Raw genomic sequence first — 19,850 nt, 5'->3', positions numbered from 1 at the left:
TGTCCACGCGCGCGCTCGCGAGCATCGGACGAACGGCCATTTCGCCTCGGCCGAAAGTACGACCTGTCAACGAGGCCGCACGCGTCGCGTCTCGTAGGCCCACATCGCGATCTCCACGCGGTTGCGCGCGCCGAGCTTGCCCATGAGGCTCGCGACGTGGCTCTTCACCGTGCTCAGGCTGATGTGGAGCTCGCTCGCGATCTCGAGGTTGGTGCGGCCGCGCGCGAGGGTGCGCAGCACCTCCTCCTCGCGCTCGGTGAGCGGCTCCGCGGGCGACGCGGGCGGAGGGCCTCCGCCGCGCGCGACGAACGTCTCGAGCAGCCGCGCGGTGATGCTCGGCGCGATCAACGCATCGCCGGCCGCCGCGGCGTGGATGGCCTGCACGAGCAGCTCGGGCCCCGCGTCCTTCAGCAAGAACCCGCGCGCGCCCGCCTTCAGCGCGCCGTGCACGTGCTCGTCGAGATCGAACGTCGTGATCACCACGACCGCGAGCGGATCGTCCACGCCGGGCCCGGCGAGCCGGCGTGTCGCCTCGATGCCGTCCATCTGCGGCATGCGGATGTCGAAGAGACACACGTCGGGACGCAGCTCGCGCGCGAGCCGCACCGCGCGCACGCCGTCGCCCGCCTCGCCGACCACCACGATGCCGGGCTGCGCCTCGAGGATCATGCGGAGCCCGGTCCGCACGAGATCCTGATCGTCGGCGACGAGCACGCGGATCGGCTTCGTCATCGCGCGCCTCCTTCGCGGGGCAGAACGGCTCGCACCGACCATCCTCCTTCGTCTGCGGGACCGGCCTCGAGCGTGCCGCCGAGCAGCGCGGCGCGCTCCGCCATCCCGACGAGACCGTAGCCCGAGGGCCCACGTGTGCGCGCACGCTCTCCGTCGTCGCGCACGGTGAGCCGCACCACGTCGCGCTCGCCCTCGATGCGCACCACGACGCGCCGCGCCCCGCGCGCGTGACGGACCGCGTTCGTGATCGACTCCTGCGCGAGGCGATACAGCGCGGACTGCACGAGCGGGCGCAGCCCATCGAGCTCACCTGCGCGCTCGATCGTCACCGGCAGCGCGGCGCGCGCGGCGAGCGCGTCGAGCTCGGCGAGCCCGAGCGCGGCGCCGTCGTCGTCGCGCAGCGCGCCCACCAGCGCGCGCAGCTCGGCGAGCGTGCGCGCGGCTTCCGCTTCGATCGCGGCGAGGGCACCGCGGGTCGCATCGGGGCGCGTGGCGAGCACGGCGCGCCCGGCTTGGGCCTGGATCGCGATCGCCGCGACGTGATGCGCGACGGTGTCGTGGAGCTCGCGCGCGAGCCGCTCGCGCTCGCGGAGCCGCGCGTGATCGAGCTCGCGGAGCCGCGCGTGATCGCGGAACCGCACCGACGCGCCGAGCACCGCCGGAAAGAGCAGCACGACCGCGCCGCCGATCGCATCGCCGGGATGGCGGAAGCCGCCCTGCAGCGCGCCGAGCGCGTAGGCGAGCGCCATGAGCGCGAGCCCGAGCGCGGCCTGTCGCCCCGACGCGGCGCGGAACAGCGAGTACGGCAGCAGCAAGACGGCCAGGCCGGTGTGGAGCTCGGCCCGCGCGACCCCGAGCGCGAGCTCGAGCGCGGTCACCGCGTTCACCGAAGCGAACGCCGCGACGAACGCGCCGAACGGGTGCGTGCCCCGGAAGAGGAGAGCGGCTGCGATGACGAGGCCGATGGCGATCGCGATCGGGCGCGAGGGCACGTGATCGCGGAGCAGGCCCTCGGCGAGCGCGAGCGCGAGCACGAGGAGCGCGACCCCGCGATCGGCGCGCGACGGGCGCGAAGGACGCGCGAGCGCGGGCTCCGCGAGGAGCGAACGGACGAGATCGAGCACTGCGAGAGAGAGCGTAGTGGGAACGCGGCGCGCGTGAACCGGCCGAAAGTACGAGACGGGGGGCGCGCGGGCGGTGTCGGGGTCGGGGTCGGGGTCAGCGTCCGTGTCAGCGTCTGTGTCGGCGTCAGCGTCTGTGTCGGCATCAGCGTCTGTGTCGGCGTCAGCGTCTGTGTCGGCATCAGCGTCGGCGTGAGCGTCCGCGCGCCAAGGAACTCTTCTCACGGCCGACGCAGGGGGAGCAACGGCTACCGATCGCGAGTGTGGAAGGTGAGCTTCATCGGCTTGCCGGCGAGCACGGCATCGCGATCCGCGTGAGCCATTTCCCGCCCGGCACCAGCAAGTCGAACAAGGTTGAGCATCGGCTCTCTCGTTCATCAGCATCAACTGGTGCGCCAGGCCGCTCCGGACCCACGAGACCGTCATCAACTCGATCGGCAACACGACGAACCGAGGAGGGCTCGTCGGCGAGCCGAGTTAGATCCGCGCGGTATTCGGTCGGACAGCGGGTCTCCGAAAGGGAGATGCGCTCGCTCAACCTCGAATCGGACGTCTTCCGACGATTGGCACTACATCGTTCGCCCGCGCAACGTTGCCGCGTGACCGAGACGGTTGTTCATACGCAGGCCCTAGTTAACCCGTCGCGTCGTAGTTCGTGGCCAGTACACGGCGCCTCTCGCCCGCACGTCAATTGGCGTCCGTCTCGACGGTGTCGAAGACTCACGCCGAGAGTTCGACGGTGGTCGACTTCAGATCGCCTTTACGAACCCCTCGTACGATGAGCCGTGAGCGCGCTGGCTCGCCGAACTCCATCGCTGGGATGTCGACGCCTGCGTCGTGGAGCTTGCGATCGAGCGACTCGAGCGATGTGCGGGATGCGTCGCCATCGGAGTCGAGCGCTTCGACCGATTCGATGAGGCGCCCTTGCTGCCACTCGAGCGACAAAGCCGGGTAGACCGCCATCACCCGGGCACCAGCTCGTCGGCTGATCGCGGCGGCGAGGTCGTCCAGCCAGCCACCGGTCGGCACGATTCCGCCCAGCTCGATCGGAGCGAGCGAGCAACTCGAGCCGCGCATCTGCAAGACATGGAGCGCCGCGGGGAGCCCTGCATCGCCGCGAGGGCTCGACGCATCGCGCGCCGCGAGCTCGATCGCGGAGGCCACGTCCTCCGGCGCCGCACGGACGGCGAGAACACACCAGTCGAGATCGGAGCTCCAGTACAGCTTCCGGATCTCGCGAGCCCCAAACAGCTCGCGATTTCGACCTCGCGAGGATCTGAGCTCGACCGTCGGCGCGACACGAGCGTTCGGACGACGAGCTGCCGCCTCGCGAAGCATGTCGAGCACCGCCGCGCGGACCGTCTGGTCCATCACGGCGGCGTTCATATTGTCGATGGGGGTCTCACCCATCTCGGAAGCGATGGTGGGGTCGGCGCCCGCAGCGAGCAGACGCTCGACAACCTCGATTCGCGCGTCGCGCCCGCAGGCGAAATGCAGAGGCGTCAGACCTGCATGCCCCGGAGCGTTCGGATCTGCGCCCTTGGCAAGAAGAGCGTCGATGAGCGTCAGGTCTCCCGTATCTCGCGAAGAGGCGATCGCTGCGCGAAGAGGCGTCTGGCCTTCGTCGGCAAGGAGCCGTCGTGTCATGGACACTGAAGAGCGAAAGACACGATTCGGATCCGCACCTGCGTCGAGCATCGCCAGCGCGAGCTGCGTGCGGGGGATTTCGCATGCGCCCACCAGCGCCACGAGCTGAGTGTCACCGCAGGGAAGGTCATCGAGTACGTCCGCCGAGATCGCACCCGATCGAATCGTTGTGATTGCTCGCTCCACGTCGTCTCCGGTGGCCTCCCACGGACACGTCGAGTCACACGCTCTCACGATCAGCTCGGTAACGGATGACCCCACAGAGCTAGAGCTCATCACCGTCTCCCGAATGCAGACGATCGCGAGGACCCCGCAGGAAAGTAGGTGCGCATGTTACCCTGCCCCGTAGCATGCGACGGCGGTACGTTGGAGAGCACGAGGTCCGGAACGATGTGCCGGCGCGACGAGAATCCACGCGATGGTCCTGCGCGCGGCGGAGCTTGACCGCCGGGCGAACACAGGAAGCCATCGTTGCGCGCACGCCCCGTCGTCACGTCTGCATGCGGTTCGGCGCGTCGACGCGCTGCTCGTGTCCGCGCGAATCGATTGCACTCCGACGCGCGCTCGAAACACTGACGCCGACCACGCGCTGACCCCGATTGCGGCGCTGGCTCCCATGCAGACACGAGCTCTGGCTGTGTCGGTGAGGCAGACGCAGACGCTCAGGCTGATTCCGACGTGGACGCCGACGCTGATTCCGACGCTGACGCTGGCGCAGATGCCGACGCAGACGCAGACGCAGACGCCGACACCGACGCTGATGCCGACGCTGATGCCGACACCGACGCGGACACCGATGCCGACGCCGACGCTGACGCTGATCCCGACGCGCTCGGAGATCTGAGGCGATGAGGCCACGAGGGGGCCCGGCGAGGAGCTCGGCCGCCTCGGCCCTTGATGCCGACCCGCGCGCTGCCGATGATCACGGCGCGCATGGACAAGAAGCCGCGAATCTTCACGACGTCGTTCGCGAGCGTGTATCCGCCCTACGTGCAGAAGGCCGAGAAGAAGGGCCGCACGAAGGACGAAGTCGACGAGGTCATCGCCTGGCTGACCGGCTACCACGGCGAGCAGCTCCAGCGCGCGATCGAGAGCAAGGTCGACCTCGAGACGTTCTTCGCCGAAGCGCCGCGAATGAACCCGAACGCGGCGCTCATCAAGGGCGTCGTGTGCGGGGTGCGCGTGGAAGACGTCGCCGACCCGCTGATGCAGAAGATCCGCTACCTCGACAAGCTCGTCGACGAGCTCGCCAAGGGAAAGAAGATGGCGAGCATCCTCCGCGGATAGCGATCGACCGGTTCGGCTTCGCGATGTTCTCCATCGCGTCGGAGCTCCCGCGGTCCGGCCGGCTCGATCCCCTCGGCGCGCTCCTCGATCCCCTGCTCCGACGCCTCGATCCCCTTCGGCGCGTGCTCGATCCCCTCGTCGGTCCGCTCGATCCCCTCGCCGTCCTCGTGGATCCCCGGCGTCGAAGTCGCGATCCCCTCGTCCTGCTCGTGACTCCCCTGCCGGACCGCGTCGATCCCCACCGCCCGTGCCGAGATCCCCACGATCGAGCACGCGATCCCCTCGAGGGTCGGCGCGCGCGAGCGCGGGGAGCGCGCTGGCCAGCGAAGGGATCGCGTCGGCGAGCGAAGGGACCCGACGCGCGCGCCGAGGGAGCTCGTCGGCCGTCGAAGGGACTCGGTGTGTGAGCCGAGGGACACCGCCGGCGCACGAACGTGCACGGCGCACGCAACGAGGGATTGCGTCGCGCGATGAGGGGAGCGTCGGCGCGAAGCCAGGGAGCTCGAGGCTCTCCCGCGGGACGCCGAGAACGACCCACCTCGCACATCGGAAGGACCGGATCGCACATGGCCAGGCTCACCTACGGACAGAAGGCGAGGCGCGTGCTCGTCTTCCTGCTCGCGCTGCGCAACCGCAGCATCGCCAGCGCGCTCGCGCGCTACGGGTTCGACGGCGACGAGCTCAAGCTCGGCTGGAACCTCCTCAGCAATCTCAGCCGCGGTCGGCTCGATGTCGTCATCACGGCGAGCCCCAAGCTCGTCGACGACGTCGATGCGTTCGAGAACGAGTGGTTCCCGATTGCGATCGCGACGCTGCAGCACAAGCACCCCGAGGCGCACGAGCTGCTCTTCCGCAACATCACGCAGACGACCGGCGCCGGCGCGGTCATCAACGTGCGCACCTTCCTCGAGCGCCTCGATCGGCTGACGAAGCCGAAGAGCGAAGGCGGCCTCGGTCGCGAGGGCAAGGCAGCGATGGACCTGCTCGCGAAGCGCGGCCTCACGCCCGACGTGATCGCGCCGGTGAAGAGGACGCTCGAAGAGGTCGCGCAGATCGAGCCCGCGCTCGAGCCCGAGCGCGATCCCGAGGACGACGCGACCGCCGAGCGCGAGATGTGGGAGTGGTACCTGCAGTGGAGCGCGATCGCGCGAGTCGCGGTGAAGGAGCGCCGCCTGCTGAAGGCGATGGGCTTCCTGCAGACGAGCACGGGCGCGGTGATCGAGCCCGACCTCGAGGAAGAAGAGGACGAGGACGAAGGCGGAGAGGGTGACGAAGACGGCGGAGAGGAGGAGGAGAAGCCCGAGACGCCGGCAGCGTGAGAGTGACGAGGGGAGTTATGAAAACGAGCCCGCGGCGAGAGCCGCGGGCTCCGTTTTCGTTCATCGCGTTCGTGGATTCGGGAGCCCGTCTGGCTCTTCCGCAGGCCTCATTTGAGCGGTTCTATCCGCTGCACACTGATGAGCTCGGCCGGGAACACGTCGAAATCCGCATCCGCCGTCAGCAGCGTTGCACTCGTAGCCGCCGCAGACGCTGCAATCCACAAGTCGTTGTGCGAGAGCTGTCGCGCGCCTCCGCGTGCCTGGTCTGCCGCACGTGAGAGCGCGACGTATCGATCGATAACCTCAGGACTCCCGATATCGATCACGACGAGCTCATCGAACAGCCGATCGATCTCGGCGCGCTTCCTCGGACCCCAGCTGTTCCGATCCGCCATCACGCGTAGCTCAGCCTCGGAGACGACACTCACGAGCGGTGTCGGACCGGACGCGCGCAGCCCGTAGCTCCGCTCGAGCCGGCTCGCGATGGGTCCGCCCCGTGCGATCGGGAGGAGGATGCTAGTGTCGAGCAGGAATACTCGAGAGCTCACGTCCGACGCAGCTCCGCGAGCTGCGCGAGCAGCTCTTGCTCGCTCTCGTCACCCGGCCAGCGGCCCCATATCGCGTTCACGCCGGTATGTTCGGTTTGAGAACGCCCCCGGCTCGACTTCGCGATCTGACGCGGCCCGGGCACGCGCGAGAACACAGCGGGTTCGCCGGTTCCGTCGCTGACGGAGCGTGCTTCCACGCGAAGCGGTCGGCCCGACGCGCGATACACAACGCGACCGTCGATCACGACACGGTGGCCGAAGAGCGCCTGCAACGAATCGGTCTCGGTCCCCGTCAACACGCCGCGCACGCGCGATCCGTCATCGAGCACCAGCTCGAACGACGGTGTGCTATGGCGGATCATGTCGAGCTTTCCGACGATCCGTGCCGCTCTGGGCTTCGGGATGCGGGAAGCGAGCTCGCCTGCGATTCGCACCGTGTCTTCGTCCAGGATGGCGCCCGGGCGCAGCGTCTCCGCGACGTCGACGAGCTCGACACGTCGTACGCCATGCTTCAGCGCCGTCTTCAGCGCTCGCACGTCACGCAACCAGGCCTGATCGAAGCGATCGCTGTCAGCGTTGGCCGCATGCACGTCCCGGAGTGACTCGGCGACGAGCTCGAACGCGGTCCACTCCCGCGGGGGGTAGAGCGGCAGCAGCGTGGTTTGCCGATATAGGTCGGGAAGCGCCTCGCCGAGCGCCGGCGCCTCGTAATGCAGCCGTGCAATGTCGCCGCGCTCGATCGCCACGAGACGCGGCTCTGCGGCCCCTCGAAAACGACGTCGCGCGCTGTCGCTCCGGCCAGCGAACCGGAGCAGCACCGCGCCCCCGGTCACATCGTCGAGCGCGGGAAGGAGCTCCTTCGCGCCACGCCCCAGACCGCGCGTAAAGCCCTCTGCGCTCGAGAGCGCGATGACGCGATGAACCGGCACGGATCCTCCTTCGCCCAGTCTGACCCGTCCACGCCGCGGTTGCCCACAACCTAAAGGATCGCGAGCGACAGTGCGTCAGCCCTCGGGGATTCGATACACCGCGACGACTCGCTCCTGTGTCGCGTCGACTGCGACCACCGCGGTGCCCGTCATTCGCGCGGCGAACATCACCGACCAGACTCGCGTCGTGCGCGTCACGTCGGCTTCGGTGCCGTGCAGGTGCTCCCATCCGTGCTCGCGCGCTTCGCGGGCGAGCTCCGCGCCCGTCGTCAGGCGCGCTCGCGGAGTCGCGCTGCGGTCCGCGCCGGGGAGCGCGCTCCAGTGCGCTTGCCACGCGGTCCGCGCGAGCTCGATCGCGCGCGCTTCGCTCACAGGCGCTTGAGCGCTCGCGATCGCGCACCAAGAGCTGGTGACCGAGGCGGCAGCGAGCGCGAGGAAACGGCGTCGGGAGGTCACGGCCGAGTCTCGCACGATCGCTCTCACTCGTCGTCGGGGGCGGGGAGCACGTCGGCGGGCGGCAGCGGGACATCCCGCACCAGCGCGTCGATCGCGGCGTCCGACGTCGCGCCCGCGAGCAGGACGAGACCGTCGTAGTGGGCGTACACGCGACCCGACGAGCCCTGCAGGATCTGTCCGTGGCTGATGCTGCCGATCGCGATCACCGGTTCGTCGACGCGATCTCCGAAGGCGCGAATCCAATCGATGTCCTCGCAGCACTGCGCGTACGCCAGCAGCGCGCACGGATCGATCGAGAGCACGCCACTTCCGCACGGAATGCGCAGCCCGCCGAGCTCGCGCAGGAACGGCGCCGCGACGTCGATCCACGGCAGTCCCCAGGCTCGTAGGCAACCCGCGTAGCTCGTCAGGTCCGCCGAACGCCCGGGATACCAGCCCGCACCGCGGAGCACGACCTCTGTCTCCGGCATCCAGCGGCGACGATGGTCGCGGTACGTCACGACGCGACCAGGTCGGCCGCGATGTGGACTCGTTCCACTCCTCACTCCTGCGCGAAGATCAGCGAGAGCATGCTGAGGATCGCGACGATCGCCAGGATCGCGATCACCGTGTAACAGCCGCGCTGGGCGTTGCGCTCGTCGCGCAGCTGCTTGCGCGCCTTCACGTCCGCGACTTCGTCGCGGCGTGAGCGACCCATCGACGTCGCGCTCGGGCCGTCGCGGTACGCGCTGCGGGATCGCGCGTCGCGATCCGGGGCCTCGAACGCGTGAGGGACGCGCCGCGTGATCGCGACCGCGAGGATCACCAGCGCGCGCACCACCTTCGGGTCCTCGAGCCAGCTCGGCTTGTCGAGCACGAGCCCCTCGGGGCGCGTGTGCAGACCGAGCGGCTTCAGCGCGAGCATCTGCTTGCGCACCCGCGCGTCGAGCAGCGACTTCACGACGTCGGCCGGGCCTGCCTCGACCAGGAACACCGGATCGAACTGCGGATCGTCGAGCACGAGATCGGTGCCGAGCTGCTCCTCCTCGACGTCCTTCGCGTCGCGGTCGGTCTGCGCGATGACGCCGAGGTGCAGGTCGTCGCGCACCGCTTGTCCGAGCACGACGATCTCGGTCCACGGATCACGCGACGACCCGACGCCGCGATCCACGAGACGGATCTCGACGTCGAGCCCATCGAACGTGCCGCGCGCCGCGTCGTGCTCGCGCGCGCTCACGTCGTCCAGCACGCCGGCGGCGAGCTCGCGCGCGCTCTTCATCGCGCGCTCACGTGCGCGTCCGCGCGCGAAGTCGAGGGAGCACCGCCCGAACGCTGCCCCACACGGCGAGCACGAGGACGCGGTCGGCCTCGACGGTGAAGTAGATGTGCCTTCGTGTTCGGGGCAGCAGGTAGCGCCGCACGACGAACGAGCTCCCGATGCGCTGGAACACTGGCAACGTGGTCGCGTGCTCACCGAGGTGGTCGAGCGCTGCCGCGAGCTCGTCGACCACGAGCCCACGCGCGTCGGGGCGGTGCTCGTCCCACCAACTCGTGGCGTCCTCGACGTCGCGCAGCGCGTCGGCCGAGAGGACGACCTCGCGCATCAGCGGCGGCGGAGGCGGGCGATCGCGTCGGCCGCGGTGACGACCTCACCACGCGCGGCAGCTTCGGCACGCGCGAGCAGCTCTGCGTCGAGCTCGGGAGACCACTCGTCGTCGTTCTCGACGATCTCGAGCTCGATCTCCGATCCGTCGGGGAGGTCGATCGGCTCGTCCACGAGGAGGCGCCCTCGACTGACCCTGCCGCGCACCCGCTGCATTCCGAGAGCTTAGAGCCCGCTCCGGTGGAAGTCGATCGCGTGCCATGCTCCGCGGCATGTTGATCGTTCACGTCCACGTTCGTGTGAAGCCCGAGCACGTCGACGCGTTCGTCGCGGCGACCGAAGACAACGCGCGCGCGTCGCTGCAGGAGCCGGGGATCCTGCGCTTCGATCTGATCCGCGACGCCGGAGAGCGTGATCGCTTCGTGCTCGTCGAGGTCTATCGGACCGACGACGATCCCGCGAAGCACAAGCAGACCGCGCACTACGCGAAGTGGCGCGACGCGGTCGAGCCGATGATGGCGGAGCCGCGACGCAGCGTGAAGTACGCGGACGTGTTCCCGCGCGAGCAGACCGCGTGGGCGACGAGCGGGTACACGAGGTCGTGATGTTCGAGCTCGCGACCGCGGGGCGCATCGTCTTCGGCGACGGAGCGATCGCGAAGCTGCCGTCGATCGTCTCGTCGCTCGCGGGCGGCGAGGCGCGCTGTCTCTTCGTGACGGGGGCGCGCGTCGAGCGCTTCGCGCACGTGCGGCAGGCGCTCGAGGGCGCGGGCATCGCGGCGGTGCCCTTCGCGGTGTCGGGCGAGCCGACGACCGAGCTCGCGCGCGAGGGCACCGCGCTGGCGCGTCGCGAGCGGTGCTCGATCGTGGTCGCGATCGGCGGCGGGAGCGTGCTCGACGCGGGCAAGGCGATCGCGGCGCTGGTGACCAACGAGGGCGATCCGCTCGACTACCTCGAGGTGATCGGGCGCGGGCTGCCGCTGACGCGCGCGCCGCTGCCCTTCGTCGCGGCGCCGACCACCGCGGGCACCGGCTCCGAGGTGACGAAGAACGCGGTGCTCGCCGATCCGACCCAGCGCGTGAAGGTCAGCCTGCGCAGCGACGCGATGCTGCCGCGCGTCGCGTTGGTCGACCCGGAGCTGACGTGGAGCGTGCCGCCTGCGGTGACCGCGAGCACCGGGCTCGACGCGATCACGCAGTGCCTCGAGCCCTTCGTGTCGTCGATGGCGAGCCCGCTGACGGATCCGTTCTGTCGCGAGGGGATGCGGCTCGGCGCGGGCGCGCTGCGTCGCGCGTATGCGAAGGGCGACGATCGCGAGGCGCGCCGCGACATGGCGCTCTGCAGCGTGTTCGGCGGGATCGCGCTCGCGAACGCGAAGCTCGGCGCGGTGCACGGGTTCGCGGCGCCGATCGGCGGGAGCTTCGAGAGCCCGCACGGCGCGGTGTGCGCGCGGCTCTTGCCGCTGGTGATCGAGACGAACGTGGCCGCGCTGCGGGCCCGCGCGCCGGAGAGCCCCTCGCTCGCGCGCTACGAAGAGGCGGCGCGCATCGTGTGCGGGCGCGCGGACGCGAAGATCGAAGACCTGATCGCGTGGGGCCACGACATCGCGCGCGACCTCGCGATCCCGGCGCTCTCGACGTACGGGATGCGCGCGAGCGACGTCGAGACGATCGCGGACAAAGCCGCGAAGGCGAGCAGCACGAAGGGCAATCCGATCGTGCTCGAGCGCGCGGAGCTGATCGCGATCCTCGAGCGCGCGCTGTGAGCGGCCGGGCGAAGCACGCGTGGTGCGCGCTGCTCGTCGCGTGCGCGCATGTGGCCACTCTCGACCCGCGCGCTGGATTGGCCTCGCGCCGGGCGGCGGGGCGGCTCTGTCGGGCGCGCCTGGTGCGCGGGATCGTCGCGGTATGAGCACCGTGCAGATCGTCGGGCGGAGCAGCTCGCACTTCACGCGGATGTGTCTGATCTTCGCGCACGAGCTCGAGGTGCCCTTCGAGCTGGTGCCGGTGCACGACATGACGCGGCTCGATGCCGAGGCGTACGGTGGGCATCCGGCGCTGAAGGTTCCGGCGCTGCGCTGCGAGGACAGGCTGGTGTTCGGCGCGCAGAACGTGTGTCGCGTGCTCGCGGAACGGGCGGGGGCGACCGAGCGCGTGGTGTGGCCGGAGCAGCTCCGGGACGACGTCTCGCGCAACGCGCAGGAGCTGGTGTGGCACTGCATGTCGGCGCAGGTGCAGCTCGTGGTCGGCACCGGGCTCGCGAAGCTGCCCGCCGACAACCTGTACTTCACGAAGGCGCGCGGTGGGTTCGAGGGCGCGCTGCGCTGGCTCGACGAGCACCTCGAGGCCGCGCTGAGCGCGCTGCAGGCCCAGCGCGCGCTCAGCGTCTTCGAGGTGTCGCTCTTCTGTCTGATCGAGCACCTCGGGTTCCGCCCGACGCTGCCGCTCGAGCCGTACCCGTCGCTCGTTCGGTTCGCGCGCGAGCTCGGCGCGCGGCCGTCGGCGGAGCGCACCGCGTACCGCTTCGACGCGCCAGCCTGAGCGCTTCAGTCGGCGGAGTCCGGCCAGCAGTCGGCGGAGTGCGGCCAGCAGTCGGCGGAGTACGGCGACCAGTCGCGGTGGGCGTCCACCACCGCGCGGAACGTGCGCTCGAGTGTCTCGCGCAGCGCGCGCCAGGTGGGTGGGAGGTCCGCGCTGTGGCAGCTCAGCGAGCGCGCGGGGGAGCGGAGCTCGAGCGTCGCGCGGCCGGGGTCGTCGGGGCACTCGGCGGTCTCGAGCGCGGGCTCGAGCTCGTCCCAGAGCGCGTCCGCCTGCGCGACGTCGAGCGTGAGCTCGGAGGGAGTGGATTCGCAGTCGGGGCAGTGGCTCACGACCGAGAGCACCGCCTCGTCGGCGCGGCAGTGGAGCGTGATGCGCCTGCGGGACGAGTCGTCCGGCGCGATCACGTCGACGGCCAGCTCGACCCCGAGGCAGCGCGGAGGCGTCGGCTCGGGCGCGGCCGGCGGCTCGGACGGCGGCTCCGCGGCCGGCAGCCACGTCACCGGCGGGATGGTGCACGCGACACGCGAATGGGAGGCGCAGCTCGCGAGCACGAGCGCGGTGGTGAGGAGAGCGGGGCGCACGCCGGTGGGCCAGCGTACGGCGGGGCGCGGTGATCGTTCCCGGTGTCGACACGGAGTCGACACCCAGGAGTCGACAGTGTCGACTCCCGGTCGACAGTCACGGGGCCTCGACGAACACGCGGAGGCGGTACGCGCCCGGCGTCGTCTGGTCGCCCTCGACCGCGAGGTAGTGCTCGCCCGCCGGGAGCACGCGCTCGAACGCGGCGGTGGTGCCGGTGCGGCAGAGGAGCTCGGGGCCCGCGCAGCCGCCGGTGTGCAGCGACACCGAGACCAGGCCCGGGACCAGGCTCTCCGCGAACACGAGGACGCGCCGCTCGGTCGCCAGCGAGAGCCGGTAGAACGCGTCGGGGCGCCCGAAGCTCGCGCAGGTGCCGGCGCGCAGGTCGTCGGCCGCGCCCGCGAACGTCGCGTCGATGCGCGCGCCCGCCGAGACGTCGACCGCGTCCTCGCAGTGATCGCCGGGCACCGACTCGCTCGGCGCGCTCGTCTCGACGTCGATCGTGAGGTCGCCGCTGGTCGCGGCGGTGGTGACGACGATCGCGTAGGTGCCCGCGGCGAGCGCCTCGGTGGTGAGCGGCTGGGCGCGGCACGCGAGCTCGCTCCACGTGTCGTCGCACTCGGTGCGCAGCGCGACGTACGAGGCGTGCCCGGTGGTCGTGGTCGCGGTCACCGTCACGTCGCGTCGCTGGGTGAGCGTCAGGCGCAGCACCGCGTCGCGCTCGGCGCCGCTCGCGCCGCCGCACGAGGTGCCTCCGTCCTGCAGCAGCGAGGCGACCGGGATCACGACGCGTCCGTCGACCGGCACGTCGATCGCGCTGCCGCACGCATCGCCCGGCGCGGCGGGCGCCGCGGGCGTGACGTGCGCGACCAATTCGTACGTGATCACGGTGGGATCCTCGGGCTCGACCACCACGAAGTAGGTGCCCGCGGGGAGCGCGCGGCGGCGCACGATCGCGGCGCGATCGACGACGCACGAGATCGAGTCGGTGAGCGCGTCGCAGCCCTCGACGAGCGAGAGGTACACGCCGGTGAGCCCGTCGGTCGACGCGCTGATCACGACGTCGCTCGGCGCGTCGAGCCGCAGGCGGTACACCGCGTCGGCGACGAGCCCGCCGTCCTCGCGACACGCGGGCTGCACGTCGTCGCCCACCTCGTCGAAGCGGCCGCTCACGGTCACGCCGCTCTCGAGGCGATCGGTGGTCGCGCTGCACGTCTCGTTCTGCGCCGGGGCGCTGGGCGGCTCGACGTCGACGACGAGCGTGAACGGCGCGGGCAGCGGCGTGCGCACGATGATCGCGTAGTCGCCGGGCGGGAGATTGCGCCCGACGAACGAGGGGCCGACGCGCGTGCTGCAGCGCAGATCGGGGCCGGTGATGCACTCGTCGAGCGGCCGCAGCGCGACCGAGATCGTCGTGTTCCCCGAGCGCGCCTCGACGTGGAGGTCGGTGTGCGCGGGGAGCTGGATGCGATAGACGGCGTCGGCGCCGCCCGCGGGCGCGCACGAGAGATCGAGGTCGCCGTCGAGGCCGCGGGTGCTGCCCGAGACGGTCACGTCGTTCGGCGGCAGGGGCTCGGCGGTCGCGCAGTCGTCGTTGCTCGGGACGCAGTCTTCGTCCTCGAAGTCGAGGGCGCCGTCGCAGTCGTCGTCGCGGCGGTTCGCGCAGAGCTCGCCGACGCCCGGGTAGGTCGACGCGCCGGTGCGCGGATCGTCGTCGCAGTCGTCGCCGCCGCAGCGCACGTCGGGGTGGCCGTCGGCGTCGAGATCGCGCGGATCGTGGACGCATCCGACGCCCGCCTCGCAGGCGTCGATCGTGCACGAGTCGTCGTCGTCGCACGAGGGCTCCTCGCCCGCGACGCAGCCGAGCGAGGCGCTGCAGGTCTCGGCGCCGTTGCAGGGCTCGCCGTCGTCGCACTGCGTGTGATCGGGCATCGCGGCGCAGGCGCGCGCGCTCTCGACGCAGCCGGCGACGACGCACGAGGGCGCGCCGTCGGGCACCACGCCGTCGGCGCAGGGATCGTCGCCCGCGGCGCACACGCCCTCGACGCAGCGCTCGGCGCCGTTGCAGAAGCACGCGTCGCTGCAGTCGTCGTCGGCGGTGCAGGTCTCGCCGATCCGCGAGCCCTCGGGATCGCACGCGACCGCGGCGTCGTCGGGCGGCGGGCCGGCGTCGGCCTCGGGCTGCGCGTCGATCTGCGCGTCGCGCCAGCCCTCGTCGGGCGGATCCATCGGGACGGTGCACGCGGCAGTCAGCACGACGAGCGCGCAGGCGAGACGAGCGAGAGCGGGACGCATCGCGCGGGCGCTCCGCAGGATGCATGCCGCGCATTGGCACCACGCGTGCTCTCGCTCGCCGCGCGATGGAGGCGAGAGAGCTCATGCGTGCCCATTCCCACCAAGTCGGACGAGCGTTCTTTTCGATCGGGTCGGTCGCGATGCTCGCGCTCGCGCTCGCGGCGTGCGGCGGCGACGACGACGGCGCGACGGAGACCGACGCGGGCGGTCGCGTCGACTCCGGGTCGATGGACTCGGGCACGCAGACCGACTCGGGCACGCAGGTCGACTCGGGCGAGGACGAAGAGGTCGACTCGGGCAGCGAGCCCGACTCCGGCGGCGGAGACGACGCGGGCAGCGACGCGGGCGGCGACAGCGACGCGGGCAGCGACGGCGGCGGCGGCGACGTGTGCGCGCCTCCGGGCATCGGCGCGGCGTGCGACGCCGAGACCGGCGAGTGCCAGACCGGCCTCCGCTGCTACACGGGCAGCGCGGGCGACTTCTGCTCGGTGGATCGCGCGCCCGACTGCGGCGGCTTCGCGCACACGCGCTGCCCGGCGTCGGCGCCGTACTGCCTGCGCCCGATCGGCAGCAGCCTCGGCGCGTGCGCGACGGAGCAGGAAGCGATCTGCATCTGCGCGGTCGCGAGCGAGAAGATCCAGCCCGGTGAAGGCACCGAGGGCTGCCCCACGCCCCCCCGCTGAGCGTCGTCGAGAGAGGTGTTCGTCATGTCGAGATCGATTCGCGCGCTCCTGCTCGCGCTGCTGATGGTCGCGTGCACCGAGCCCGCGCCCGGGGCCGACGACGGCGGCTCGCCCGACGGCGGCCCGCCGCGCTGCGGGCCCGGCGACGACGGTGATGGCGACACCATCTCGAGCGTCGACGAGGGGCGCGCCGATCCCGACGGGGACGACGTCCCGAACGACGAGGACGACGACAGCGACGGCGACGGCATCGAGGACTCGGCGGAGGCCGGCGACACGAATTGCGCGTCGCTGCCCTACGACACCGACCAGGACGGCACGCCGGACTACCTCGACCTCGAGTCGAACGGCGACGGCGTGCCCGACGCGTCGCAGGGCACGACCGATCTCGACGAGGACGGCCTGCCCGACTTCCGCGACGCCGACGTCGACGGCGACGGGATCCGCAACTCGGTCGAGGTCGGCGAGGATCCGAACGATCCCGTCGACACCGACGGAGACGGCACCGACGACGTGCTCGATCTCGACTCCGACGGCGACACGATCTCCGACGAGCACGAGGGCGTGACCGAGCGCGACGAGGACGGCCTGCCCGCGTACCTCGATCTCGACTCCGACGGCGACGGCGTGGACGACGCCGACGAGGCGGGCGACGGCGACGTCGCGACCGCGCCCGTCGCGTGCCCGGTCGAGGCCGACATCGTGACCGGCGAGGTGCGCGACGACGGCGAGCCCGACTTCCTCGACACCGACAGCGACGACGACGGTCTCGCCGACGGCCAGGAGGTCGCGATCGGCAGCAACCCGTGCGACGGCGACAGCGACGACGACGGAGTCGCCGACGCGTTCGAGGGCGCGTACGTGCAGGTGCACTGCCCCGACGGACCGAGCGCGCCGGGCGCCGAGTTCTGCGACTGCGCGGTGAACGCGGACTGCGTGATCCCCGACGACGACTACTACGTCGTGCTCCCGTTCAACGCGCCGCCGGTGACGCGCACGCTCGTGTTCGGCACCGAGATCCGCTCGGCCGACGTGTTCTTCCTGTTCGACACGACCGGCTCGATGGGCGGCACGCTGCAGAACGCGAAGGACACGGTCACGCAGCCGACGACCGGCATCGTCGATCGCGTGCGCGCGTCGATCCCCGACACCTGGTTCGGCGGCGGACAGCACGACGATCTCCCGTTCTCCACGTGGGGCGCGCCGCCCGACGACGTCACGTTCGGGCTCGCGTCGACGATGACGGGTGTCGACGCCGACGTGCAGAGCGCGATCGACGGCATCGAGATCCACAGCGGCATCGACGCGCCCGAGGCGCAGGTGCCCGCGCTGCACGCGCTCTTCTCGGGTGTGGGCGGCACCTGGGAGCACCGCGGTCCGCTGGGCGGCGTGTCGATCTACACGCTTCCGAGCTACGGCGAGGCGTGCACCGGAGGGCGCTGGGGCGCGGCGTGCTTCCGCACCGACGCGCTTCCGATCGTCGTGCACTTCACCGATCGCTGCGCGCACGGCGGACCGCCCGGTGAGGATCTCGTGCACTGCAACCCGTACACGGGCGTGACGCCGGCGCTGCCGATGTGGCAGGACGCGGTCGACCTGATGAACGAGCGCGGCGCGCGATACGTCGGCGTCAACGCGGGCGCGGCCTCGTGCGACGGTCCGACGATGCCGAACGGCGTGTCGGCCTGTTACTTCATGCGCCGCACCGCGGAGGCGACGCGCTCGGTCGATCTGAGCGGACGGCCGCTCGTCTACGATCTGCCGAACGAGTCGACGCGCGACGCGTTCGTCGACACGGTCGTCGCCGCGATCGACACGATCCGCTCGAGCGTTCCGTTCGACGTGAGCACGAGCGTGCGCGGGGAGCCGCACCCGCTCGCCGACGCGGCGCGCTTCGTGAAGCGCCGCACGCCGGGATGCCGCGCGACGCCGGCGATCGATCCGTGCTGGGAGGCGCCCGAGGGCACCGAGCACGACCACGCGGTCGGGGGCACCGACGCGTCGACGTTCTTCTCGGTGGTGCCGGGCACGCAGGTCACGTTCGTCGTGACGTTCCGGAACGACTTCTTCGAGGGCAGCACGCAGAGCGAGCTCTTCATCGCGCACATCGAGGTGCGAGCGGGCACGGCGGTGCTCGACGAGCGCGAGGTCTACGTGATCGTGCCGGCGCGGCCGGTGATCCTGATCTGAGGATCGGCTGGGCGTCGGCGTGAGGCGCGTGGGGGTGGGTCCGCCGCCCGGGGTGCTGTCGTAGTCAAGTGCGGACGCGTGTGATCGCCGGATCGGGCGCGTCTCGCACCCGCTGATCCGCACACCGGGCCCTTCTTGCGCGAGGTGGCTCGCCGCGAACGAGGGTTGGTGTGCGGTGGCTTCAGGCGGTCGGATCGGAGAGCGACGGGACGGATAGGCCCGAACTGTCTTGTCGGACGTCCGCGTGAGCGGCGTCGGGTCGGCCTCGTTGGGCATTTCGCCCGCCGCGTCGATCTCGAGGGTGCGCTGGGACTCGCGGTGCAGCCTCGCGGGCTCGAGCACCCCAGGTGAGCGTCACCCGCTCGATCTTCGCGCCTTGGAGCGGAAGCGAAGAGAAGAGAGCGCGAAGCTCGCCGTCAGGAGCCGGCGAGCGAAGATTGTCCGGCGTCGCGCGAGGGCGACGCGGTCACAGCGGTCATCGAGCGCGTGTCGAAGAGCTTGGTCGCATCGAAGGGCGCTCCTCGCGCGACGTGCACCATCGCGCGCGCGAGCTTTCGCATCAGCGCGACGACGGCCTTGAGCTTGATGTCGGCGCGGTAGCCCTTTCGCGCTCGGTACCACTCACGCGCGACGGGGTCGCTCTGCACGAAGCGCAGCGCTGCGAGGAAGAGGTACCGACGCGCGCGTCCGGGACCTCGCTTCGTGATGTGGATCGTGTGCTGCCCGGCGTTGTTGCCGCTGCTCTGGACCCTGAGGTTGAGGCCCATCGCCTTCTCGAAGGACGCGGACGATTCGTAGTCGGCGGGATTGCCGAGGTCGGCGACGAGCGCAGCGGTCGTGACGGCGCCGAACGCGGCGCGGATCGAGTGGAGCTCGCGATGATTGGCGAGCTCGGCCTCGATGCGCTTGTCGACATCGCGGATGTGCTCGCGCAACGCGAGCATGTGACGCGCGAGCGAGCGCAGGAACGAGCGCTCCTGATCGTGCATCGACTCGCCGAGCGAGCTGACGGCGCAGCCGACGATCTGCTCGATGCGCTCGAAGGAGAGCGCCGCGCGCGAGACGCGTCGGAGCAGCGCGACTGCATCGCCGCGTCTGGCGCGGACCTCGGCAGGGCCGGGCATCTCGCAGAGCAAGTGCAGGTGCCACGCGGCGTCCATGTCGAGGTGCTGGGAGAGCTCGGGCCAGTGACGCGCGACGAGCGCTTCGAGCCGTCCGTACGCGGTCTCGAAAGGTCGAGCGTAGAGGTCGCGCTCGTCGATCAGACTGCGCATCGCCCTCTGGACTGCGCTCCGCTCTTTCCAGCGCTTCGAGATGCCTTGCGCGTGAAGATGCGCGAGCAGCGTGCACGCCTTGGCGTCGTGCAGGCTCGGCACTCCGTCGAGCAGCGCGGCCGCATCGTGGACCTTCTTGGCGTCGACGCGGAACACGGGGATGTCGCGCAGAGTCAGCTGATAGCGGAGCGCGTCGCCGTAGACGCCCGTCGGCTCCATCGCGACCTCGAGCGCGACGCCGAGCTCACGAAGACGGCAGAGCAGCTCGAGGAACAGGCGCGTCTGCTTCGGGTGCTCGAAGCGGACGATCTCGATACAGCGACCCGCTGCGCTCGCGAAGCCGGCGAACATCTTCGTCTTCGCGAGGTCGATCGCGACGATGCAGCACGCTCCGAGCGCAGTGGCGAGCTTGCTCGCGTCGACGTGTTGGATCTCGACGGTCCGATAGGTACGCTTGGCCACGGGGACGACCTCCTGCACGGCAGTTTCGACTGTCTCTTCGAGGCGTCCCCAACTCTCCTACAGCCGACTCGCGGGCTGCAGTACGAGAGGGCGTGAGCGTCGGGAGTCGGTGGTCGCATCGCGGCGCGCGCTTCGCGCTCTGCCGCGATGCTTCGATCACGCTGTGGTCGGAGTCTGCGAGCCCCCGTCGCACGAGGGCGGCGGAC

22 protein-coding genes are annotated in these 19,850 nt (G+C 70.9%); 9 read left to right on the top strand and 13 right to left on the bottom strand.

Features of this window, described 5'->3' with window-relative positions:
- Nucleotides 1–66: 66 nt before the first annotated feature.
- The gene (locus DB32_RS39150; RefSeq protein ID WP_053237763.1) at nucleotides 67–732 is read right to left on the bottom strand and encodes a response regulator; all 666 of its coding nucleotides are present in this window, start codon (nucleotides 730–732) and stop codon (nucleotides 67–69) included.
- Complete coding sequence (locus DB32_RS39145) at nucleotides 729–1,856, bottom strand: sensor histidine kinase (RefSeq protein WP_075097737.1); 1,128 nt, start codon at nucleotides 1,854–1,856, stop codon at nucleotides 729–731. The genes DB32_RS39150 and DB32_RS39145 overlap by 4 nt, the downstream gene beginning before the upstream one ends.
- 260 nt (nucleotides 1,857–2,116) lie before the next feature.
- On the opposite strand from DB32_RS39145, the gene DB32_RS50365 reads away from it, so the two are divergent.
- On the top strand, nucleotides 2,117–2,635 hold the full coding sequence (locus DB32_RS50365) for an ISAzo13-like element transposase-related protein (protein ID WP_075097736.1): 519 nt from the start codon (nucleotides 2,117–2,119) through the stop codon (nucleotides 2,633–2,635).
- Here the strand turns inward: DB32_RS50365 and DB32_RS44725 are convergent.
- Nucleotides 2,574–3,602 carry an ankyrin repeat domain-containing protein gene (locus DB32_RS44725; RefSeq protein WP_075097735.1) on the bottom strand — a complete coding sequence of 343 codons (1,029 nt, stop codon included), beginning with the start codon at nucleotides 3,600–3,602 and terminating at the stop codon, nucleotides 2,574–2,576. The two genes, DB32_RS50365 and DB32_RS44725, sit on opposite strands and share 62 nt — an antisense overlap.
- Before the next feature lie 316 nt (nucleotides 3,603–3,918).
- Here DB32_RS44725 and DB32_RS47650 point away from each other — a divergent pair, with 316 nt between their 5' ends.
- The 3 genes from DB32_RS47650 (at nucleotide 3,919) to DB32_RS39120 (ending at nucleotide 6,106) form a co-directional block, all read left to right on the top strand.
- Nucleotides 3,919–4,344: a hypothetical protein gene (locus DB32_RS47650; protein ID WP_157070085.1), complete on the top strand. Its 426-nt coding sequence runs from the start codon at nucleotides 3,919–3,921 to the stop codon at nucleotides 4,342–4,344.
- An 89-nt stretch (nucleotides 4,345–4,433) separates the two neighbouring features.
- On the top strand, nucleotides 4,434–4,787 hold the full coding sequence (locus tag DB32_RS39130; protein ID WP_053239104.1) for a DUF2200 domain-containing protein: 354 nt from the start codon (nucleotides 4,434–4,436) through the stop codon (nucleotides 4,785–4,787).
- A 566-nt stretch (nucleotides 4,788–5,353) separates the two neighbouring features.
- Complete coding sequence (locus tag DB32_RS39120) at nucleotides 5,354–6,106, top strand: hypothetical protein (protein WP_053237759.1); 753 nt, start codon at nucleotides 5,354–5,356, stop codon at nucleotides 6,104–6,106.
- Nucleotides 6,107–6,213: 107 nt separating this feature from the next.
- Here the strand turns inward: DB32_RS39120 and DB32_RS39115 are convergent, their stop codons facing one another.
- The 7 genes from DB32_RS39115 to DB32_RS47645 all read right to left on the bottom strand — a co-directional run bounded on the left by DB32_RS39115 (nucleotide 6,214) and on the right by DB32_RS47645 (nucleotide 9,795).
- Nucleotides 6,214–6,654, bottom strand: a complete 441-nt coding sequence (locus DB32_RS39115; RefSeq protein ID WP_053237758.1) for a type II toxin-antitoxin system VapC family toxin — start codon at nucleotides 6,652–6,654, stop codon at nucleotides 6,214–6,216.
- Nucleotides 6,651–7,583: a hypothetical protein gene (locus DB32_RS39110; RefSeq protein WP_157070083.1), complete on the bottom strand. Its 933-nt coding sequence runs from the start codon at nucleotides 7,581–7,583 to the stop codon at nucleotides 6,651–6,653. Before DB32_RS39110 ends, DB32_RS39115 begins: the two co-directional genes overlap by 4 nt.
- A 75-nt stretch (nucleotides 7,584–7,658) precedes the next feature.
- Nucleotides 7,659–7,955, bottom strand: coding sequence for a hypothetical protein (locus DB32_RS39105; RefSeq protein WP_053237756.1), 297 nt, complete (start codon nucleotides 7,953–7,955; stop codon nucleotides 7,659–7,661).
- A 107-nt stretch (nucleotides 7,956–8,062) separates the two neighbouring features.
- A complete protein-coding gene (locus DB32_RS39100; RefSeq protein ID WP_157070080.1) occupies nucleotides 8,063–8,509 on the bottom strand; it encodes an SUKH-3 domain-containing protein in 447 nt (148 codons plus the stop codon).
- A 71-nt stretch (nucleotides 8,510–8,580) separates the two neighbouring features.
- Nucleotides 8,581–9,297, bottom strand: coding sequence for a hypothetical protein (locus DB32_RS39095; protein ID WP_053237754.1), 717 nt, complete (start codon nucleotides 9,295–9,297; stop codon nucleotides 8,581–8,583).
- A 7-nt stretch (nucleotides 9,298–9,304) separates the two neighbouring features.
- The gene (locus DB32_RS39090; RefSeq protein WP_053237753.1) at nucleotides 9,305–9,622 is read right to left on the bottom strand and encodes a hypothetical protein; all 318 of its coding nucleotides are present in this window, start codon (nucleotides 9,620–9,622) and stop codon (nucleotides 9,305–9,307) included.
- Complete coding sequence (locus tag DB32_RS47645) at nucleotides 9,622–9,795, bottom strand: hypothetical protein (protein WP_157070078.1); 174 nt, start codon at nucleotides 9,793–9,795, stop codon at nucleotides 9,622–9,624. Before DB32_RS47645 ends, DB32_RS39090 begins: the two co-directional genes overlap by 1 nt.
- A 98-nt stretch (nucleotides 9,796–9,893) precedes the next feature.
- On the opposite strand from DB32_RS47645, the gene DB32_RS39085 reads away from it, so the two are divergent.
- From DB32_RS39085 to DB32_RS39075, 3 genes are all read left to right on the top strand, one after another.
- Entirely contained in the window at nucleotides 9,894–10,226 is a 333-nt protein-coding gene (locus DB32_RS39085; protein ID WP_275935517.1) for a putative quinol monooxygenase, read from the top strand.
- Nucleotides 10,226–11,386 carry an iron-containing alcohol dehydrogenase gene (locus DB32_RS39080; RefSeq protein WP_053239103.1) on the top strand — a complete coding sequence of 387 codons (1,161 nt, stop codon included), beginning with the start codon at nucleotides 10,226–10,228 and terminating at the stop codon, nucleotides 11,384–11,386. The genes DB32_RS39085 and DB32_RS39080 overlap by 1 nt, the downstream gene beginning before the upstream one ends.
- A 142-nt stretch (nucleotides 11,387–11,528) precedes the next feature.
- Nucleotides 11,529–12,161 carry a glutathione S-transferase family protein gene (locus tag DB32_RS39075; RefSeq protein ID WP_053237751.1) on the top strand — a complete coding sequence of 211 codons (633 nt, stop codon included), beginning with the start codon at nucleotides 11,529–11,531 and terminating at the stop codon, nucleotides 12,159–12,161.
- A 5-nt stretch (nucleotides 12,162–12,166) separates the two neighbouring features.
- Here the strand turns inward: DB32_RS39075 and DB32_RS39070 are convergent, their stop codons facing one another.
- Nucleotides 12,167–12,742 (bottom strand): hypothetical protein, encoded by a 576-nt coding sequence (locus tag DB32_RS39070; protein WP_053237750.1) that lies wholly within the window; start codon nucleotides 12,740–12,742, stop codon nucleotides 12,167–12,169.
- Nucleotides 12,743–12,839: 97 nt separating this feature from the next.
- Nucleotides 12,840–15,035 carry a hypothetical protein gene (locus DB32_RS39065; RefSeq protein ID WP_053237749.1) on the bottom strand — a complete coding sequence of 732 codons (2,196 nt, stop codon included), beginning with the start codon at nucleotides 15,033–15,035 and terminating at the stop codon, nucleotides 12,840–12,842.
- 140 nt (nucleotides 15,036–15,175) lie between these two features.
- Here DB32_RS39065 and DB32_RS39060 point away from each other — a divergent pair, with 140 nt between their 5' ends.
- On the top strand, nucleotides 15,176–15,718 hold the full coding sequence (locus tag DB32_RS39060; RefSeq protein WP_053237748.1) for a hypothetical protein: 543 nt from the start codon (nucleotides 15,176–15,178) through the stop codon (nucleotides 15,716–15,718).
- A 24-nt stretch (nucleotides 15,719–15,742) separates the two neighbouring features.
- Nucleotides 15,743–17,908: a vWA domain-containing protein gene (locus tag DB32_RS39055; RefSeq protein ID WP_157070075.1), complete on the top strand. Its 2,166-nt coding sequence runs from the start codon at nucleotides 15,743–15,745 to the stop codon at nucleotides 17,906–17,908.
- Nucleotides 17,909–18,324: 416 nt separating this feature from the next.
- Here DB32_RS39055 and DB32_RS39050 read toward each other — a convergent pair whose 3' ends face one another.
- Complete coding sequence (locus DB32_RS39050; RefSeq protein ID WP_157068918.1) at nucleotides 18,325–19,644, bottom strand: transposase; 1,320 nt, start codon at nucleotides 19,642–19,644, stop codon at nucleotides 18,325–18,327.
- Between the last annotated feature and the right edge of the window lie 206 nt (nucleotides 19,645–19,850).

Origin of the sequence: Sandaracinus amylolyticus, from assembly GCF_000737325.1 — a bacterium.
Lineage (GTDB): Bacteria > Myxococcota_A > Polyangia > Polyangiales > Sandaracinaceae > Sandaracinus > Sandaracinus amylolyticus.
The sequence above is the reverse complement of the archived record's forward strand: the minus strand, read 5'-3'. Positions and strand labels throughout refer to the sequence as shown.

Bases quoted from the DNA above. Each gene is read 5' to 3' on its own strand.
- DB32_RS39075 (WP_053237751.1), top strand. From the start codon at position 11,529: ATGAGCACCGTGCAGATCGTCGGGCGGAGCAGCTCGCACTTCACGCGG.
- DB32_RS39065 (WP_053237749.1), bottom strand. From the start codon at position 15,035: ATGCGTCCCGCTCTCGCTCGTCTCGCCTGCGCGCTCGTCGTGCTGACT.
- DB32_RS39095 (WP_053237754.1), bottom strand. From the start codon at position 9,297: ATGAAGAGCGCGCGCGAGCTCGCCGCCGGCGTGCTGGACGACGTGAGC.
- DB32_RS39120 (WP_053237759.1), top strand. From the start codon at position 5,354: ATGGCCAGGCTCACCTACGGACAGAAGGCGAGGCGCGTGCTCGTCTTC.
- DB32_RS39130 (WP_053239104.1), top strand. From the start codon at position 4,434: ATGGACAAGAAGCCGCGAATCTTCACGACGTCGTTCGCGAGCGTGTAT.
- DB32_RS39080 (WP_053239103.1), top strand. From the start codon at position 10,226: ATGTTCGAGCTCGCGACCGCGGGGCGCATCGTCTTCGGCGACGGAGCG.
- DB32_RS47650 (WP_157070085.1), top strand. From the start codon at position 3,919: ATGGTCCTGCGCGCGGCGGAGCTTGACCGCCGGGCGAACACAGGAAGC.
- DB32_RS39100 (WP_157070080.1), bottom strand. From the start codon at position 8,509: ATGCCGGAGACAGAGGTCGTGCTCCGCGGTGCGGGCTGGTATCCCGGG.
- DB32_RS39060 (WP_053237748.1), top strand. From the start codon at position 15,176: ATGCTCGCGCTCGCGCTCGCGGCGTGCGGCGGCGACGACGACGGCGCG.
- DB32_RS39150 (WP_053237763.1), bottom strand. From the start codon at position 732: ATGACGAAGCCGATCCGCGTGCTCGTCGCCGACGATCAGGATCTCGTG.
- DB32_RS39055 (WP_157070075.1), top strand. From the start codon at position 15,743: ATGTCGAGATCGATTCGCGCGCTCCTGCTCGCGCTGCTGATGGTCGCG.
- DB32_RS39085 (WP_275935517.1), top strand. From the start codon at position 9,894: ATGTTGATCGTTCACGTCCACGTTCGTGTGAAGCCCGAGCACGTCGAC.
- DB32_RS39090 (WP_053237753.1), bottom strand. From the start codon at position 9,622: ATGCGCGAGGTCGTCCTCTCGGCCGACGCGCTGCGCGACGTCGAGGAC.